This window comes from Acinetobacter sp. GQ146 (assembly GCF_059758585.1).
Genome location: NZ_JCAXDV010000006.1, coordinates 99,224 through 117,864, shown reverse-complemented (window position 1 = coordinate 117,864; position 18,641 = coordinate 99,224). Strand labels below are relative to the sequence as shown.

Here is an 18,641-nt window from a genome sequence, read left to right as displayed (position 1 = left end):
ATCAAGACTCTGGTACTTGATGATTGAATAGCGACTTAGGCTAACTCGCAATCAGATGTCGCAGTACATAATGCAAAATCCCACCCGCTTTGAAATATTCCACTTCATTGAGAGTATCAATACGGCACAGCACAGGGAATGAATCCCGCGAACCATCGGTACGAGTCACTTCCACTTCGAAGGTTTGATGTGGTGTCAAATCATCTGACAAGCCTAAAATTGAAATACATTCATGTCCTGTCAGATTTAAACTGTGACGATTCTGCTCCGACATAAACTGCAACGGTAGCACGCCCATTCCCACCAGATTTGAACGATGAATCCGCTCAAAACTTTCTGCGATAACCGCTTTAACGCCAAGCAAATTGGTGCCTTTTGCCGCCCAGTCACGTGATGAGCCTGTACCATATTCCTGACCAGCAATAATCACCAACGGGGTATTGGTTGCTTGATACAGCATCGCGGCATCATAAATGGCCAGCTTTTCTCCGGTTGGAATATACAGCGTATTGCCGCCTTCCTCCCCGCCCAACATTTCATTTTTAATCCGAATATTGGCAAAAGTCCCGCGCATCATCACTTCATGATTCCCTCGACGTGAACCATAGGAGTTAAAGTCTTTCGGCTCTACCCCATGCTCTTGCAAATAGCGTCCCGCAGGACTGTCCTTTTTAATGTTCCCTGCTGGGGAAATATGGTCGGTGGTCACGGAATCGCCCAGAACAGCCAAAATACGGGCATGTTCAATATTGTGCAGCGATTTTAACGGTTGACCAATCTCGGCAAAAAAAGGCGGATGACGAATATAGGTCGATTGTTCATCCCAGGCATAGGTTTGGCTTTGTGGAATTTGGATCGCCTGCCAATTGGCATCCCCTTCAAACACCGCAGCATATTCTTTATGGAACATCTCGGTATTCACTTTCTGCAAGACTTCATCAATCTCGGCTTGGCTCGGCCAAATGTCTTTTAAATATACCGCCTCGCCATGTATACCTTGCCCAATCGGTTGCGTAGTTAAATCCAAACGAATATTCCCTGCCAAGCCAAAAGCAATCACCAATGGCGGTGAAGCCAGCCAATTGGTTTTGACCAGTGGATGTACCCGACCTTCAAAATTACGGTTACCCGATAGAACTGAGGCCACATTTAAATCATAACAATTAATGGCTTCTTCTATGGGTTCTGGCAACGGCCCTGAATTACCAATACAGGTGGTACAGCCATAGCCAACGAGGTTATAGCCCAGTTGATTCAGATAGGGGGTTAACCCTGCTGCATTGAGATAATCGGTGACCACTTTGGAGCCCGGTGCCAAAGAGCTTTTCACCCAAGGTTTACGCTGTAGACCTTTCTCAATCGCTTTTTTGGCCAACAATCCCGCAGCCATCATGACACTAGGGTTTGACGTATTGGTACACGAGGTAATCGCAGAAATCACCACATCCCCATGGACCAATGGATATTGTTTCCCGTCTATTTCACAAAAAGCACTTTCATGAGTGATATTGGATTTTTTCGCATCAATGGCTGTGCCTCCGCCTCCTTCATTTTCCAAACGAGCTTTATCTTCTTTTTCAGGTTTTAAACTTAAGGCCATTAAAGCATCGAAGGTTTCAGGCACATCAGCCAGCAAAACCCGATCTTGCGGACGTTTTGGACCAGCCACACTAGCAGCCACCGTCGACATATCCAGACTTAAGGTATCGGTAAAGACAGGTTCATCGCCTTGATTGCGCCACAGTCCTTGTTCTTTACAATAGGCTTCCACCAAGGCAATACGCTCATCGCTACGCCCCGTTAAACGCATATACGCCAAAGTCACGTCATCAATCGGGAAGAAACCGCATGTTGCCCCATACTCAGGGGCCATATTGGCAATCGTAGCGCGATCGGCTAAGGGTAAATCCGCCAAACCATCACCATAAAATTCAACAAATTTACCGACCACCCCTTTTTGCCGTAGCATTTGGGTAATGGTGAGCACCAAATCGGTTGCAGTAATGCCTTCACATAATTTTCCCGTCAGTTGAAAACCAATCACTTCCGGAATCAACATGGAAATCGGCTGCCCCAACATGGCAGCTTCGGCTTCAATCCCACCGACGCCCCAACCTAAAACCCCTAGACCATTAATCATAGTGGTGTGCGAATCTGTACCGACCAAGGTATCGGGAAAGGCAAACGTCTGGCCATCAGACTCCCCTAACCAGACCGCTTGAGCCAAATACTCCAAATTAACCTGATGACAAATCCCTGTACCTGGCGGTACCACACTAAAATTGTCAAATGCGGACTGTCCCCAGCGTAAAAACTGGTAACGCTCTCCGTTACGCTGCATTTCAATTTCAACGTTTTCTGCAAAAGCCCGCGCATTGGCAAAGTGATCAACCATCACCGAGTGGTCAATGATCAAATCTACAGGCGATAAAGGATTGATCATCTTCGGATCCCGCCCTGCTTGCGCTACTGCGGCACGCATCGCGGCAAGGTCGACCACAGCAGGTACCCCAGTGAAATCCTGCATCAGCACTCGCGCCGGCCGATACTGAATTTCTTGTTCCGAGCTTCGGGTGTGCTGCCATTCGACAATCGCCAAAATATCGGCATACTTGACCGTCACGCCATCTTCAAATCTTAATAAATTTTCTAATAAGACTTTTAATGACTTGGGGAGTCGGGATAGATCGCCCAATTGCTGCTGGGCGCGTGCAAGACTAAAAATTTGATAGGTATTTGAACCGACTGAAAAAGGCTGCAATGCATTAAAACTATTTATCTGACTATACTTTGCCATAGGTGCTTCCTCCGGCTTGCATGGCTATTTTTTATTCCATTCTACTTTTAATAATGTAGGTGAAAATGCAGCATTTAATGTTGTGGATTAGTAATTTTAGCCAGTCTGATTTTTAATGTGTCAACCTTAAACACTGCTGAGTATTCAGCCACAGCTGATCTGCCAACCGCTGTTCTTCTATCTGTAAACTTTGTGCCAAACCTTGTAATACATAAGGCAAGTTGGCTGGGGTATTGCGCGTGCGCGCTTGGCTAGAGACTTGGCAACAGAGCGGTGTCATATCGGGACAGTCGGTTTCTAACACCAGATGCTCGGCACCAATGGCTTTAACCACCCGATGCAGTTTTTTGGCATTCGGATTGGTGATTTGCCCTGTGACTCCAATTTTAAAACCGAGTTTAATGAAGGCCTTGGCTTCTTCTACCCCGCCACTAAAGGCATGAGCAATGCCTCCCAACTGGAATTTTTGTTTTTTTAAAATCGTCAGGCTTTCAGCATGGGCTTTACGAATATGCAGCAAAACCGGTTTCTGATACTGGCTGGCAAGTTGCAGTTGTGCTTGAAAATAATCCTGCTGTTTGGCAAAAATTTCAGGCTGTTTATGCTCAGCTAAAAAGGTATCTAAACCAATTTCCCCCACTGCCACACACGTCTGCTGTTGTAGCAACTGTTCAAGCTGGTCTAAGTGCTCAGCTTGATGTTGTTCAATATAATAAGGATGCAAACCAGGAGCCAAATAAGCCCGTGGTGCCTGAGACAACTGATTCAGCCATTGCTGGGTATGTACTAACTCGGGAAAGCGGGATGCAACAAAACCAATCAGCACCAAGGCCTCAACCCCTGCCGCTTTTGCCTGATGCGCCAACTGCTCCCGATCGGCATCGAAATCCGGCACATCAAAATGGGTATGTGTATCAAACAAAGGGAGCAGCATATCAAGTCCTGTTAGCGGCTTGCTTCACTTGCCGCACTGGCATGAACTTCAGTCGCAGCCGCAGGTAAATACGCTTGCTTCAGAACGCCTTGAAGCTGGTCATAAGGAATGGTGAGACGTGGCAAACCGACCACATAAGGACCGATCTCATATTCACCATACTGCAAAATCAAACCTTGCGGACTTAAATAATAATTATCGGTCAATTTAAACTTCCAAGCTTGCTCATACTCTGCAACATCATTGGCCAGTTTAGATTCGATTACCCAAGCCTTAAAGGCTTCATGTGCCTGTTTTTCTAAAGCTGCCCGCTGATTTGCAACCAGAATTTCATCCAGCTTGACCAGTTTTTTCTGTTCTAAATCAAAATTGTAATATTGCTGTGCCGAGGCACCATGTGCACCGCCTAAATAGCTACTGCTATTTAATACCACCGTCACCAATGGCCCTTTGGCATTCAAAATGGTGGGCTTAACCATGACACTAATTTTATGGTTTGAACTTAGCGCCTTGATTTCCTGATCGAGCTTGAGCAAGGCCAAGCTATAGGGTTGTAATTGTTGCTCAAGCTGTTGTTTCACGGTCAAGCCTGCTTGAACACTGGCTTGCGATGCCGCAGCGGTGTTTGCCATGGAAGCCGCCTGCTCGGCAGGTAATTCTGGCGAAACGGCAAGAATCTGCTCCACCTGTTTTAAAATTTCGGCATCCATATAAGCATCAATAAACGGTTGATTACTGCTTAAACGTTCAATGATCAGTTCAGGGCAATTTTTACCATCACACTCAGGCAAGTTGAGTTGTAATTTTTCTGAATCCCCAATTAGCTGAAGCGCCTGTTCTTGTGCTACTGCCGCAGATGCAGCCGTTTCCACATTTTCCGACTCCGCTTTCTTGGGTTGACACGCCGTAAGCATCACCGCTGTTGCCAATAGACTCAGTGTCCAGAGTGTTTTATTTTTTGTCATCTGATTCAAACCTATCCTCTTTTCAATTGAGCTTGCATGCGCCTTACATAGCAGCATTTTGCCTAAAACATCGCTTGATAGATATCGGCTTTTAACACCTGTTGTGTTTGTGCTTTGTTCAGGTAAATATCCAATTGTTTCGCATCTTGTGCAATTTGCTGACTACGGTAATGCAAACCAATGCCCTCACTGTCAAAAAACCAATCTGCCTGCCCCCAATACAGTTTTTTCGGGGCTTGCTGTCGCACTTCGGCAGTTTGTTGTTGCCACCATTGCTGATAGGCTTTTTGAACCAAATCATTCATATAAAGTTGCTGCTTTGGCTCGACAATGTCAAGTAGGCTAAGCCCTTGCTGTTTTTTACGGTCAGCCACGGCAAAGTAGTAACGCTCATTTACTTTAACTTCTTCTTGCTTACTGTCTACGCCCAGTTGTAACAGCACATATTGGTTGCGTTGATAGGCAATGCGAGTATAAAGCGCCAATTGATAAGCGGGATTTTTCGAATACTTGGCCTGCCATGCATCTGACTGTTTCACATAAGCATTGACTGCCTGTTGCAGGCTCATGTCCTGCTTTAAGCCAATCTGATCTTGAATCACCATCGCTTGATTTTTGGCGATCCACGCATTTAACCACTCATCCTGAGTTTTCAGGGTTTGAATGTCGATATCAATACAATTCTTGGTTTCGCAGAAAGGTAATGCGATTTTGGCTGGTTGCTGCTGAATATGTAAATACGGCAAAACTTCAGCTTGATCGCTGTTAAAAATGGAGGCAGGCGAGTTCTGCTCCTCATCTTGCGACTTTGAAGAAGTGTCACAGCCAGACAAGCTCATACCGATGCAGAGTAAAACTGAAAGATGAATAATGTTGTTGTTTTTCATTGCCGCCACACATTGGGTTGCCTCAATGCAACCTTGCTCTGAAAATAGATCATTCCCAAGTAAAAACAGCCTCCGAAAGAGACTGTTTTTACACTTCACTTAGTGTTCACGCGTATTACGGAACACGATGTCTGGATAGCGCTCTTGCATAAGCTGTAAGTTCACACGGCTCGGTGCAAGATAGGTTAAATGCCCACCACCATCGACCGACAACTGGTCATGTGCCTTTTTCTTAAATTCATTGAATTTCTTGTCATCATCACAAGAAACCCAACGTACGGTATGGATGCTCACTGGCTCATAAATACAGTCGACTTTGTATTCTTCTTTCAAACGGTACGCCACCACTTCAAACTGAAGCACACCGACCGCACCGACAATCAAGTCATTGCTGTTTTGCGGCATGAAGACTTGGGTTGCGCCTTCTTCAGACAACTCTTTCAGACCTTTTTGTAGCTGCTTAGATTTAAGCGGATCTTTCAAACGTACACGGCGGAACATTTCCGGTGCGAAGTGCGGAATTCCTGTGAATTGCAGCTTTTCACCTGAAGTAAAGGTATCGCCAATTTGAATGGTGCCGTGGTTATGTAAACCAATAATATCGCCCGGCCATGCTTCTTCAAGATGCTGACGATCCCCTGCAAGGAAGGTTAAGGCATCACTAATCCGGATATCTTTGTCAATCCGGACGTGTTTCATTTTCAAGCCTTTTTCATACTTACCAGAACAGATACGCATGAAGGCAATACGGTCACGGTGTTTCGGATCCATATTGGCCTGAATCTTAAACACAAAGCCTGTGAAGCCTTCTTCTGTCGCTTCGACTTTACGGTCTTGAGTCGGATGTGCCTTCGGTTCAGGGGCATAATTGCTAAAGGCATCTAGCACATGATCGACACCAAAGTTACCAAGAGCCGTACCAAACAGCACTGGCGTTTGGCGACCCGCCAAAAACTCTTCGCGGTCTAAAGGCTCATTGGCCATTTGTACCAGTTCTAAAGACTCTTCAAATGCCGCCCAAGCCAACTCACCGACTTTTTCGCGCAGATCGGCATGATCATAACCCTCTCGGATTTCAATCTCGGTAATGGTTGAGCCAAAACCGGCTTTATACACATAGAATTTTTCTTCGATCAGGTTAAACACCCCAGCGAAGTCACGACCTGAACCCAGCGGCCAGGTAATGGGTACACATTTAATTTTTAGAACGTTTTCAATTTCATCCAAAAGCTCGAGCGGCTCACGGATTTCACGGTCCATTTTGTTCACGAAAGAAATAATCGGTGTGTCACGCATACGACAGACTTCCATCAATTTGATGGTTCGGTCCTCGACCCCTTTTGCACCGTCAATCACCATGAGTGCAGAGTCAACCGCGGTTAAGGTCCGATAGGTATCTTCCGAGAAATCTTCGTGTCCTGGGGTATCCAGGAGGTTGATCATCTTGTCTTTATATGGAAACTGCATCACAGAGGTGGTAATGGAAATACCACGTTCTTTTTCCATTTCCATCCAGTCCGAGGTCGCCGCACGGTCTGATTTACGGCTTTTTACCATCCCCGCAACCTGAATGGCTTTACCCCATAACAGCAGTTTTTCTGTCATGGTGGTTTTACCCGCATCGGGGTGGGAAATAATCGCAAAAGTTCGGCGAGCCGCGACTTCTTTCAATAATTGATCTTTGAACATTGGGGAAATCTGCAATTTGTACACAGCGGCTTTCACGCAATTTGCGCGTGGCAGGTCACTGTCAGGTGAGACAAAAATAGGCTCAATTGTAGCGTAAGAATCGTTTTTCTTCTATTGCTTTCATGCTGAATGGTTTGGCCTGCAATTAGACCAAACCCAAACCCGTATTTAAGGTGCTTCTGTATTGGCTGCAGGATTGCATAACACAATCGAGTTTTCTTTCAGTTTTTCCAGCACAATAGAAGTGGTGATGTCATTAATCTGAAATTGATGTGAGGAAATTTTACTGATCAATTGCGACATCTCATCTAAGTTTTTGACCGCCACTTTGAGTAAAAAATCTGAGGTGCCTGTGAGCTTATAGGCATCGCGAATGCGCGGTTCATCCAAAATAAACTCGAGGAACTTATCAAAACCCGCATCGTAATGATTACGAATACTGACTTCGATCATGCCTGTAATCGGAGATGGATCGGCTTTTAAGGCAATTTGCGCATAATAACCAGTGATAATTTTTTTCTGTTCCAGTGTGGCACGACGACGTGAACATTGCGATGCTGAAAGACCGATCAGCTCTGCCAGCTCCTGATTGGTTAAACGACCATTTTGCTGTAATTGCTGAATAATTTTACGATCGTAATCGTCCAGTTCTTCGCTCATCATCTATCCCAGAATATTGTTATCAAACTGCTGAAAAAACGCGTTTTTCGCTGCAAACTACTTTATAGAAACAGGGAGAGAAAAACAAATCCAATCTGTTTGGCGCTACTCTCCCTAAAACAGTGCTTAAGAAGCCACGTAACGATCTTTACGATGATTCATAGCAATAATCATGTTCAAGACCACGGCCCCCATAATCGAAATCAGTAACAGGTGAAGATCGACGAAGAATGCTGAGGCAATCAAAATACTGATATCGACAAACATCTGGAATTTCCCCACAGAAATACCGTATTTCTCGTTCAAGAACATCGCCAATAAATTAATCCCGCCCATACTCGATTTATGCCGAAATAAAATTAGGAAGCTCACACCCAGAATAATATTGGCAATCAACGAGGCATACACGGGATGGATATTTTTCAGGCTAAAAAATTCCGGGTTGAATTCGGCAAAAACCGAGACCAAGCCAATCGCAGCCATGGTTTTCAACACCACTTGCAACCCCATTTTCTTATACGCCAAATAAAAAAATGGAATATTGATACCAAAGAACAGGGTGCCAAAGGACAGATGAAACACGTAATGCAGTAACAACGCTAAACCTGCGGTACCACCGGTCATAATACCGCCCTGTTGGATGATATTGATTGCAAAAGACAGCAAAAAGGTGCCAATAAATAAAGCCACGACATCTTCGACTTTAGAATGGGACATAGGCGCTGGGAGAGATGCCAAAACGGCAGAATTTGATAAAGGTTGGTTGTCCATAAATAAATCCAAGACATACAATACGCAAATATAATGCAAATTTTATACCATAATGAAATATTTAAGCATTTATCAGTCATTTCGGCATTAATATTTCATTCAATCCCGTGATTTACGCACCTTTCAGCGGTCTTTAAACCTAGAAGCAACCGTTGTTAGCCACGATCTTTCTATACCGCAATTAAGCACAAAACATGCATTAAATTAATTTTATTGCACATAATGGTGCATTAATTATTTTTATGCACAATTTTGTTGCAAATTTTAATAATTATGGATTATACAATGCGAATAAAGCTTGTTAATTTAATTGTTAGACCGACATGGATCATGCGGCATAAATTCGAGTCATTTCATGATGTTTAGCTGATAACTAAATATGAGTATTTGAAATTATTGAAGATTTTATTGCTGAGTACTGAGAATACCTGAATATCGCCATCTGCATTTCCCACCATATGGGCAGGAATTCACAGCACAAACGGGCTTAGAGATGGCTTAAAATTACATAATTCATAATTAAATTATGTATTGCATAATGAAATTGAATTTAGTAAGCTGTTCTCAAGCCAAAGTATGCTGAAATGCACCATTATGGAGCAAAATCAGCATACATAAACAGATGAAGGCATCAGGGAAGCCAACAATAATCAACGGACATTACTGTAATCACATACATTACAGACCATACATTGATTCATGACGACTCCCTCATGTCTACGCAGTAATCACGGATGTGGAACAGGACGTTTTTTGAATTTGCCGAGCATTGGATTGCACGGCGTGAATTGAATCCGCATGAAGCATGTTTTGAAATGCGCTCATGCCGTCCTTGACATCAAAAACACCCTGAACATTGGACTCGTCATTTCACGACAAGAGGGAAATAAGATGGATATTTTAGAAAACCCATTAGAATTATGCGGATTTGCATTTATTGAGTTTGTATCAAAGGAAAATGATCTTGATCCAATTTTTGAAACCATTGGATTCAGCAAAGTCGCAAAACATAAATCCAAAAATGCATACTTATGGCGTCAAGGAAATATCAATATTATTTTGAATTATCAACCTGAATCCTACGCCTCTTTCTTTTACAAAGAGCATGGTCCTTCGGCTTGTGCAATGGGCTTTAAAACCCGTGATGCTGCCAAAGCATTTAAAAAAGCCCTTGAATTGGGCGCAGAACCGATTTATAGCCAAGTCGGGCCAATGGAATTGAACATTCCTGCGATTAAAGGCATTGGCGGTATGCCAATTTTCCTTGTGGATCGTGACATTTATGAAAATGACTTTGAGTTTATTGAAGGGGTTGAAACTCACCCGAAAGGCACAGGTTTAAATGAAATTGATCACCTGACCCATAATGTCTACAAAGGACGTATGGAGTACTGGGCAAATTTCTATGAGAAAATCTTCAACTTCCAAGAAATTCGCTACTTCGATATTAAGGGTGAATACACGGGTTTAACCTCGAAGGCACTCACTGCACCAGATGGCAAAATCCGTATTCCATTAAATGAAGACTCGGACAAAGGCAACGGTCAAATTGCCGAATTCCTTGCCGACTTTAATGGTGAAGGCATTCAGCATATTGCCTTTATTACCGATGATTTAATTGGCACGTGGGACAAACTCAAAGCCCTTGGCATGAAATTCATGACCCCACCACCAAATACCTACTACGAAATGCTGCCAGAACGTTTACCAAATCATGGGGAACCGACTGAAGAATTACAGCGCCGTGGTATTTTACTGGATGGCTCAACCCAAAATGGTGAGAAGAAACTGCTGTTGCAAATTTTCTCGGAAAATATGCTGGGGCCCGTCTTCTTCGAGTTTATTCAACGTAAAGCAGATGATGGTTTTGGCGAAGGTAACTTTAAAGCCCTATTTGAATCGATTGAGCGCGATCAAATCCGTCGTGGTGTGTTACAAGTTTAATTGCCAGACCGCACGTCTAACGCCTGAAGGTGAACCCATTTAAGCCTTCAGCGCGGCAAGAAAAAAGGCGACTAGAAATAGTCGCCTTTTTTCACTTCAGCTGCATATTCTTATGGACACCAACTTTCACAAAAAAATGAATAGAGAGTCCTATCTAATTTGGGCACTTCAAATGGGCTCTAACAACTCAATTTCGTAGAGTCGCCATTATGTTAAATGGGGGATATCTATTATTATCTTAAGAATAGATCAAATCTGTTCTGCTAATTTAGCCGTCTGTAATATATCAATTAGTTCTTTAAGCCCAGGAGGCATTTGCTTTCTTCCTGAATAGTAAATATAGAATGGTTCACCGTAAAAAATCCATTCAGGGAGAACGATTTGTAGACTCCCATCCTCGATAAATTTTTTAATTCTATCCTCCAAACAATACATAATACCTCGCCCACTAAGGGCAAATTCGATGCCTAAAGTGGTTTCATTCACACAGACTTGTCCCGGAACATTGACGGAGTACACCTGATTATTTTTTTCGAACTCCCAGTGATAAATAGTACCTGCTCCAGTTCGTAATTGAATACAGTTATGCTGTTTGAGATCTTCAGGATGTTCTAATTTCTTATAACGTTTTAGATACTTTGGAGATGCAAATGCAACCCATCTTAAATGATTACTCACTCGAACTGCGATAAGATCTTTTGGAATCGTCCCACCATAGCGAAAACCAGCATCAAAACCAGCTTCAACAATATCAATTAGACGATCATCAACAGCGATTTCTACTTGCATCTCTGGATATTTTTCTAAAAAGAGTGGTAAATATTGAGCAATTAAAAGTCTTGCACCATCACTGAGTACATTTAAACGTAGTCTGCCGCTTGGTCTCTCCCTATGTTGATCTAATTCAGTTAATGCAGCCTCTATTTCCTCAAAACCGATCGTAAGCCGCTTAATCAACGTATTACCTGCATCTGTAATCGAAACAGTACGTGTAGTTCTATTAAGTAATCGAACACCTAAACGATTTTCTAAATTACGGATGGAATGGCTTATTGCTGATGTTGTAAGCCCAAGTTCCATTGCAGCTTTAGAAAAACTTTTATGATTTGCGACTGATAAAAAAACATTAAGGTCATTTAAATCAGTTCTAGATAATTTTGTAGTGGGTGAAATTCTCATAAGACATCTCTTTTTATTGAATTCAATTCAATAAAAGATGGAAATACATTAAATAATTGACAGTATTATTTAATGTATATTTTAAAAAATCAATTGTGCAACTATCTAGGACTGTGATCTTAATGTTTCATATTGCTATGGGAATTGCCTATTGCTATTTATTACATCGCTTCATTTGGAGAGCACCAATCAAGCGTTTGCTTAAGATTGGTTTGACATTACTTTTACTTTTTATTTCACAATACCATCTATTGCTTAAGATGCTATTCGGAAATATGTTTTCTCCAGAAATGCCAAGATGGGCAATCCTTTTAGCTGCTGGTTCATTTTGTTATTTCATCATTTTATTTCTATTCGTAGTTTTGTTAGATCTCAATTTACTCATCCAAGCAATTATAAAGAATCAGTTTTTTTCTAGAATTGATCACAGAATTCGTTATTCAGTTTTACCGATGTGTGTTTTCGTATTAACGGTAATAGGTGTGTATCAAGCAGTTCAAATTCCTCAAGTTAAACAGCTAGAGTTGCCTCTTTCTGGCCTTTCTAAACAATATGATGGACTGCGAGTCGTTCAATTGACGGATTTACATCTTGGTATCTTATTCGATGATCACTGGGCATCTGCTGTGACCAATGCAACGAATGCATTACATCCAGATATCATTTTGATTAGTGGCGATTTAATTGATGGTACGGTAGTAAATAGAATAAAAGACATCGCTCCATTAAAAAAGCTAAAGGCTCCTTTAGGTGTCTATACCAGTCTGGGTAATCATGAATATTATTTTGATGCTCAAGCTTGGGAAAAACACTTTACTCAGCTCGGTATGACGGTCTTATCAAATGAATCTAGAATTATTGGAAACAGGATCTTTAATCTTGCAGCAGTCACAGATGAAGTTGCTCCTGAGTATGGACTGTCGGGTCCCCATATAGATTCAGCTTTGGAACACATAGATAAACAATTACCCGTCGTTCTATTAAAACACCAACCCATCAATGCAGCATATTCGGCTCAACAAGGTGTGCAACTGCAACTCTCTGGTCATACACATGGCGGAATGATCAAAGGTCTGGACTATCTCCTTGGTTTTTTTAATCAGGGCTTTATTTCAGGATTATTCCAAGTTGAGTCAATGAATCTTTATGTCAGTAATGGAACTGGTCTGTGGAATGGATTTCCGATTCGCTTAGGAGTACCCGCTGAGATCACTTTATTCACACTAAGGTCAGTACCCTAAAGCTGAGTAAAAGATGAGAAATAGTATATGAATTATCCAGAAATTCATGGAAATCTTGTCGCAATCTAGCTGGCATTCTGCTTCTCGAGAGGCATTTAAAAAATCTATTCCACAATCGCTAAATCATGACTCAATATAGATACAGATAATTTTTATGAATATGAATGATGTCCAAAATACCGTGATCAATCCTGATGACAAAATGGTAAAAGCACCTTTTGGCGTGCTCGCTGCCATTATTACACTTGGTCTTGGTGGTCTATTTATTGGAACAGGTGAGTTTGTATCGATGAGTTTATTACCCGATCTTGCAGATTCAAACCATATTACGATTCCTAAAGCAGGCAGTTTTATCACTGCATATGCATTAGGGGTCGTAATAGGTGCTCCTTTGATTGCTATTTTGACAGCTAAGTGGCCTAAAAAGCAGTTATTAATCGCATTAATTTGTTTATTTGTCTTCGGATATTTTGCGAGTGCTTTTGCGTGGAACTACACCTCATTATTAATTGCACGATTTATTGGTGGCCTTCCTCATGGAGCTTACTATGGCGTTGCATGTTTATTCGCAGCATCTATGGTTCCAGTGAATAAAAAGGCTCAGGCAGCGGGATATGTCATGGTTGGTTTAGCTGCTGCAAATGTTATTGGTGTCCCTATTGCCACATGGGTCGGCCAGCACTTTGGTTGGCGATTTACCTTCGGATTTTTAGCTTTAGGCGGAATCATCACTATGGGTTTGTTTTATCTGTTGTTGCCTCAAATTGCTAAAGACAGTCAAGCCAGTGTGAGTAATGAATTAAGTGGGCTAAAAAAACCTCTGGTTTGGCTGACATTACTCACAGCCGCGATTGGTTTTGGAGGGATGTTCGCAGTGTATAGTTATATCACGCCAACACTGACTGAAGTTACGGGCTTTACTACTCAGCAAGTTCCAATGATTCTCGCTTTATGGGGCATGGGTATGGTGATCGGAAACCTACTTGGCGGTTGGCTTGCAGACAGGAGTTTAAACAAAGCTATTTTTATGATTATGATCTGGAATGTCATTTTCTTAGCACTTTTTGCTGTTTTAGCTGAATACAAAGTTGCAACTTTACTCGTTTTATTTCTCATTGGAGGCGGGTTTGCACTAGTCCCAGCACTACAAGTCAAACTTATGCATGTTGCAGGTAAGGCACAAACATTAGCTGCTGCGCTTAATCACAGCGCATTTAATATATCAAATGCTATTGGTGCGAGTTTAGGAGGTCTATCGATTGCCGCTGGATTCGGCTGGGCTTCCACTGGTTGGGTTGCCAGTATTCTTGCTCTAATCGGGATTTTATTGATGTTATTTTGTTTATATGTTGAAAGAAAGCGGTTCAACTAATAAATATTTTGAGAGGGATTATCTCTGCCAGAAATCGAAATAAATATAAAGTTAAAATATGGTTTAATCTTAAGCTTTCCTAAAATTAACATAATGCACGCTATACGTAATGCTTTAAGTTTTTCTTTAAGCATCAATACCTTAGTCAAATCCGCTCTAGGGTTCAGCACACTAGAACGGCTTTTTCATGATTCTTCACGTTCCACGCCTATTCTTTAATCAAAGTTCCACGGTTATATGTAGTCTCATTTAACTCTAAAACAGAAAGAAAATGTCCAAATGAAATAAGAATAGACGCCCAAGGAGTTATTGATTTTACACTTCAGCCTCAAATACACGCGGTAAACTTAGATAAAAGTCCGCGTGTTATTTAGCGAGCTTGAATATATTGATTGATTAATGCCACTTCTTGCTGCAACTGTTTGACTTTCTCGCTGCCTTCATTCAACGGCAAGAAGGTTTCGCTATCAATCGCCACCACTGAAAATTCGATCTGCCCTTGTGTGTTAAATACAGGCAAACCTACAGCATTAATTCCAACCAACAAATCGCCTTTCGCTAACGCCATGCCAACATGACGAATCTGCTGTTTTAACTTTACAAACTCCTCCCAATGCGCAGGTTTTAACGCCAAGCCCAATGTCGCAGCTTTATCCCATTCCTGCTGCATTAGCGGGCGAATAATCGTTTCGGGTAAATACGAGGCAAATACACGGCCAGAAGCCGAGTTCACCAAAGGCATAATCGAGCCGACTTTGGTCACAATCGCAATAGGATGATTGGATTCTATCGACTGCACCACCAAAGGTCCGCGGGGTGACCATTTACTGATTTGAATGCTGCAACCAATCTTGGCCTGCAAGGCATAAATCATCGACTGCACCAATTGCAGAGCATCGGTATGCTGAATGCAGTTTAAACCCAAACGCCAAGCCTGATCGCCCAGTGCATATTGTCCGTCATCTAACTGCTTGGCGTAATTCATCCGAATCAGACTGACCAGATAGCGATGCACTTTAGCAGGATGCATCGCCAGTTTATGCGAGAGATCCTTCAGAATAATCGGTTGATTATGTTCGACCAGTGCATTTAACACTGCCAAACCGACTTCAAGCGATTGCACGCCACCCGATAACTTTTCTTCAACCATTGATGTGCTCTTTAAAGGTCATTTTTTCAATCATTTGTTTAATTTTGTCGAACCACACAGGGACAAATTGGTCGGTGACATCATGCCTGAGATTTAGGAAAAACTGAAATCATCTTTTAATTTAATCCAGCAAAGTTTCATTCTTGGGTTTTACCGCATTCGAAGCGAAAAAAAAACTGCACTCGGTCAAAATGCAGTTAAGGGTAAAACCTAAAATGACATGCTTAAATGACATGCATCAATCACGCGCCTAATTCTTCCTCATGTAAAAAGTGGGTATGATGCGGTGCACGTTTGGTTTTGCTCCATTCATCCAGCATTTCCAGTTTCATTTCTTCGGTAATACGTGCGATTTTTTCATCGGCATGGGCATCGTTATAGGTCAGTTCCAAACGGTGACCATTGGGATCAAAGAAATAAATCGAATGGAAAATACCGTGATTGGTCACGCCCAGAACTTTCACACCATGCGCTTCTAAATGGGCTTTCGCGGCCATTAATGCATTTAAATCTTCTACTTCAAACGCAATATGCTGCACCCATGCTGGGGTGTTTTCATCGCGTCCCATCTCGGGCTGAGTCGGTAATTCAAAAAATGCCAACACATTGCCCTGACCTGCATCTAAAAATAAGTGCATATAAGGATCAAAGGCTTTGGTCGATGGCACATGATCTTCCGCAAATGCCAAAATAAAATCCATGTTCAACATGGTTTTGTACCATTGCACCGTTTCTTTGGCATCTTTACAACGGTACGCCACGTGATGAATTTTTTTAATTGCAAAACTCATAATCAAACTCCTTTTCTGTTTTATTCCCAATCAGCTTGTTGTTCTGGTGCAGCCTGCTGGAAGGCATCGAGCTGCATACAATGCATATAAATCGATTGGATTTTTGGATATTCCGTTAAATCAATCTGGAAACGCTTGGCGTTATATACTTGAGGAATCAGGCAGCAATCGGCAAAGCTCGGTGAATTACCGAAACAGTACTGCCCATTGGAATGCTGTAATTGCTGCTCCAGACTGTGAAAACCAAGCTTAATCCAGTGCTGATACCATGCAGTTCGTTCCGTATTTCCCACGGCCAGCGAGTGTTCCAAATACTGCAACACTCTTAAATTATTCAGAGGATGAATCTCGCAAGCAATTTGCAGAGCAAAAGCACGCACCCGCGCGCGTTGCAGCACATCTTTCGGTAATAAGGCCGTTTCAGGATAGGCTTCTTCGAGATATTCCAAAATACTGAGTGATTGGGTCAGCACATGCTCTTGATCAAGCAGTGTCGGCACCAACTCACTCGGATTTAACGCAGCATAATCTGCGGAATGTTGTTCACCGCCCTGCTTGAGCAAATGCACCGCCTGAGTCTCGAATGGTAAGCCCTTTAAATGCAGTGCAATGCGCACCCGAAAGGCTGCCGAACTACGGAAATAGCTATACAGTTTCATGCTGTGCCTGCGCTGTTTCGGCAAAGTCAAAACTCAAGGCAGGTAAAATGGTATTGCGTACTTCACCAAATCCAACCCGAATACCGTTTTTCTCGGCATGTCCTTTCATAATGACGGTATCACCATCTAGCAAGAATCCACGCTGCTCGCCATTAGCTAAAGTTAAGGGTGCAGTGGTGTTCCACGTCAGTTCTAACAAACTGCCGAAAGAATCTTTGCTCGAACCTGAAATGGTGCCCGAACCCATTAAATCACCGACATTGACATTACAGCCAGCAATGGTGTGATGCGTCAGCTGCTGGGCCATTGACCAGTACATATATTTAAAGTTGGTCTGACAAACCACATCGGCTGTCGCACTTTGTGCGGCTTGAATTTCCACCGAAAGCTGAATGTCATAGCTGCTTTCTGAACTTTCTTGTAAATAAGCCAATGGACGTGGCTCTTGTACTGGACCTTGCACTTTAAATGGCTGTAAAGCTTGCATGGTCACAACCCACGGCGAAATAGCGCTGGCAAAGGTTTTGGCATTAAACGGACCCAAAGGCACGTATTCCCATTGCTGAATATCACGCGCTGACCAGTCATTGAGGAGCACCATGCCAAAAATATGGGCTTCCGCATCATCAATATGAATAGGCTGACCTAAACGGCTCGGCTTACCCACAATAAAAGCGGTTTCCAGCTCAAAATCCAGTTTACGTGTCGCAGAAAAAATCGGACGACTTTGCTCAGGCAGTTTAATTTGCCCAGATGGTCGAACCACATCTGTGCCACTTACGACGACAGAGCTGGCACGCCCGTTATAGCCAACAGGTAATTCACTCCAGTTCGGCAATAAGGCATTTTTAGGATCACGGAACATGCAGCCGACATTGGTGGCGTGTTCTTTAGAAGAATAGAAATCGGTATAGCCAGAGATCTGAACCGGCAAATGCATGATGGCATCTTGCTGTTTATACAGCACCTGCTGCTGAAGGGGTTGATCCTGCTGTAATACAGGGTTTTCAATCGCCAACAGATGTTGCAATTGCTGACGCACTTTATGCCAGTTTGACTGACCGGACTCAATGAACTTATTCAAACTGGGTTGATTGAAATAGTGTTCATGCTCACTTAAACGCAACAGACCCGCTTGTTCTAATGCCGCGAGGTCTAAAATCCACTCTCCTATCGCCACGCCAACGCGACGTTCACCCTCTGGTGTACGACTAAAAATGCCGTAGGGTAAATTATGAATTGTGAAATCTGAATCTGCGGGAACGGGAATAAAACAGCTCAATTGTGCGTTCATCGTGATGCCATCCTTGTTATTTTCTCGACTTAATCAACAGAACTGTCGCCAAAAATATGAAAATATATATTTAAAATCAAAAATTTATTAAAAATATATCGTCAAATAAACCAACAACAGTTTGTCTCACTAGATTTCATCATACTGAATTTAAAAAATTACGCAATATATAATTTAATTACTTTATTCATAATTTATAAACTTATTCGTACAAAGAATATTCTGATCCAGCTAATCCAACTGCTGTTTTAAGCAGCAGTTTGAACTAGAAAAGCCTGTTCAACACGCTACAATATTTGCCCATCTTT

Annotated in this window: 15 protein-coding genes; 3 read left to right on the top strand and 12 right to left on the bottom strand. The window is 42.4% G+C overall.

All coding sequences use genetic code 11. The features are described 5' to 3' along the window. Positions 1-40 precede the first annotated feature (40 nt). The 7 genes from acnA to AC6CHI_RS11280 form a co-directional block, all read right to left on the bottom strand. Complete coding sequence (acnA, locus tag AC6CHI_RS11310) at positions 41-2,797, bottom strand: aconitate hydratase AcnA (RefSeq protein WP_458892966.1); 2,757 nt, start codon at positions 2,795-2,797, stop codon at positions 41-43. 112 nt (positions 2,798-2,909) lie between these two features. Beyond that, on the bottom strand, positions 2,910-3,731 hold the full coding sequence (locus AC6CHI_RS11305; RefSeq protein ID WP_498121348.1) for a TatD family hydrolase: 822 nt from the start codon (positions 3,729-3,731) through the stop codon (positions 2,910-2,912). An 11-nt stretch (positions 3,732-3,742) separates the two neighbouring features. Further along, complete coding sequence (locus AC6CHI_RS11300) at positions 3,743-4,696, bottom strand: RsiV family protein (RefSeq protein WP_498121347.1); 954 nt, start codon at positions 4,694-4,696, stop codon at positions 3,743-3,745. A gap of 62 nt (positions 4,697-4,758) precedes the next feature. Further along, positions 4,759-5,583 carry a hypothetical protein gene (locus tag AC6CHI_RS11295; protein ID WP_458892969.1) on the bottom strand — a complete coding sequence of 275 codons (825 nt, stop codon included), beginning with the start codon at positions 5,581-5,583 and terminating at the stop codon, positions 4,759-4,761. A 99-nt stretch (positions 5,584-5,682) separates the two neighbouring features. Further along, positions 5,683-7,272 (bottom strand): peptide chain release factor 3, encoded by a 1,590-nt coding sequence (locus AC6CHI_RS11290; protein ID WP_458892970.1) that lies wholly within the window; start codon positions 7,270-7,272, stop codon positions 5,683-5,685. A 168-nt stretch (positions 7,273-7,440) separates the two neighbouring features. Continuing rightward, a complete protein-coding gene (locus AC6CHI_RS11285) occupies positions 7,441-7,932 on the bottom strand; it encodes an Lrp/AsnC family transcriptional regulator (RefSeq protein WP_498121346.1) in 492 nt (163 codons plus the stop codon). 126 nt (positions 7,933-8,058) lie between these two features. Beyond that, the gene (locus AC6CHI_RS11280; RefSeq protein WP_498121345.1) at positions 8,059-8,703 is read right to left on the bottom strand and encodes a YitT family protein; all 645 of its coding nucleotides are present in this window, start codon (positions 8,701-8,703) and stop codon (positions 8,059-8,061) included. A gap of 891 nt (positions 8,704-9,594) precedes the next feature. Here AC6CHI_RS11280 and hppD point away from each other — a divergent pair. Then, positions 9,595-10,647 carry a 4-hydroxyphenylpyruvate dioxygenase gene (gene hppD, locus AC6CHI_RS11275; protein WP_498121344.1) on the top strand — a complete coding sequence of 351 codons (1,053 nt, stop codon included), beginning with the start codon at positions 9,595-9,597 and terminating at the stop codon, positions 10,645-10,647. 249 nt (positions 10,648-10,896) lie between these two features. Here hppD and AC6CHI_RS11270 read toward each other — a convergent pair whose 3' ends face one another. Continuing rightward, entirely contained in the window at positions 10,897-11,826 is a 930-nt protein-coding gene (locus AC6CHI_RS11270) for a LysR family transcriptional regulator (protein WP_498121343.1), read from the bottom strand. Positions 11,827-11,948: 122 nt separating this feature from the next. Between AC6CHI_RS11270 and AC6CHI_RS11265 the strand changes: the two genes are divergently transcribed. Together AC6CHI_RS11265 and AC6CHI_RS11260 are read left to right on the top strand one after the other, a co-directional pair. Further along, positions 11,949-13,067: a metallophosphoesterase gene (locus AC6CHI_RS11265; protein WP_498121342.1), complete on the top strand. Its 1,119-nt coding sequence runs from the start codon at positions 11,949-11,951 to the stop codon at positions 13,065-13,067. A 154-nt stretch (positions 13,068-13,221) separates the two neighbouring features. Next, the gene (locus AC6CHI_RS11260) at positions 13,222-14,439 is read left to right on the top strand and encodes an MFS transporter (protein WP_498121341.1); all 1,218 of its coding nucleotides are present in this window, start codon (positions 13,222-13,224) and stop codon (positions 14,437-14,439) included. A gap of 370 nt (positions 14,440-14,809) precedes the next feature. Here AC6CHI_RS11260 and AC6CHI_RS11255 read toward each other — a convergent pair whose 3' ends face one another. From AC6CHI_RS11255 to fahA, 4 genes are all read right to left on the bottom strand, one after another. Further along, positions 14,810-15,589 (bottom strand): IclR family transcriptional regulator, encoded by a 780-nt coding sequence (locus tag AC6CHI_RS11255; RefSeq protein ID WP_498121340.1) that lies wholly within the window; start codon positions 15,587-15,589, stop codon positions 14,810-14,812. A gap of 242 nt (positions 15,590-15,831) precedes the next feature. After that, on the bottom strand, positions 15,832-16,380 hold the full coding sequence (locus AC6CHI_RS11250; RefSeq protein ID WP_498121339.1) for a VOC family protein: 549 nt from the start codon (positions 16,378-16,380) through the stop codon (positions 15,832-15,834). 20 nt (positions 16,381-16,400) lie between these two features. Continuing rightward, positions 16,401-17,039, bottom strand: coding sequence for a maleylacetoacetate isomerase (gene maiA, locus AC6CHI_RS11245; protein WP_498121338.1), 639 nt, complete (start codon positions 17,037-17,039; stop codon positions 16,401-16,403). Continuing rightward, the gene (gene fahA / locus AC6CHI_RS11240) at positions 17,026-18,333 is read right to left on the bottom strand and encodes a fumarylacetoacetase (RefSeq protein ID WP_498121337.1); all 1,308 of its coding nucleotides are present in this window, start codon (positions 18,331-18,333) and stop codon (positions 17,026-17,028) included. Before fahA ends, maiA begins: the two co-directional genes overlap by 14 nt. Positions 18,334-18,641: the final 308 nt, after the last annotated feature.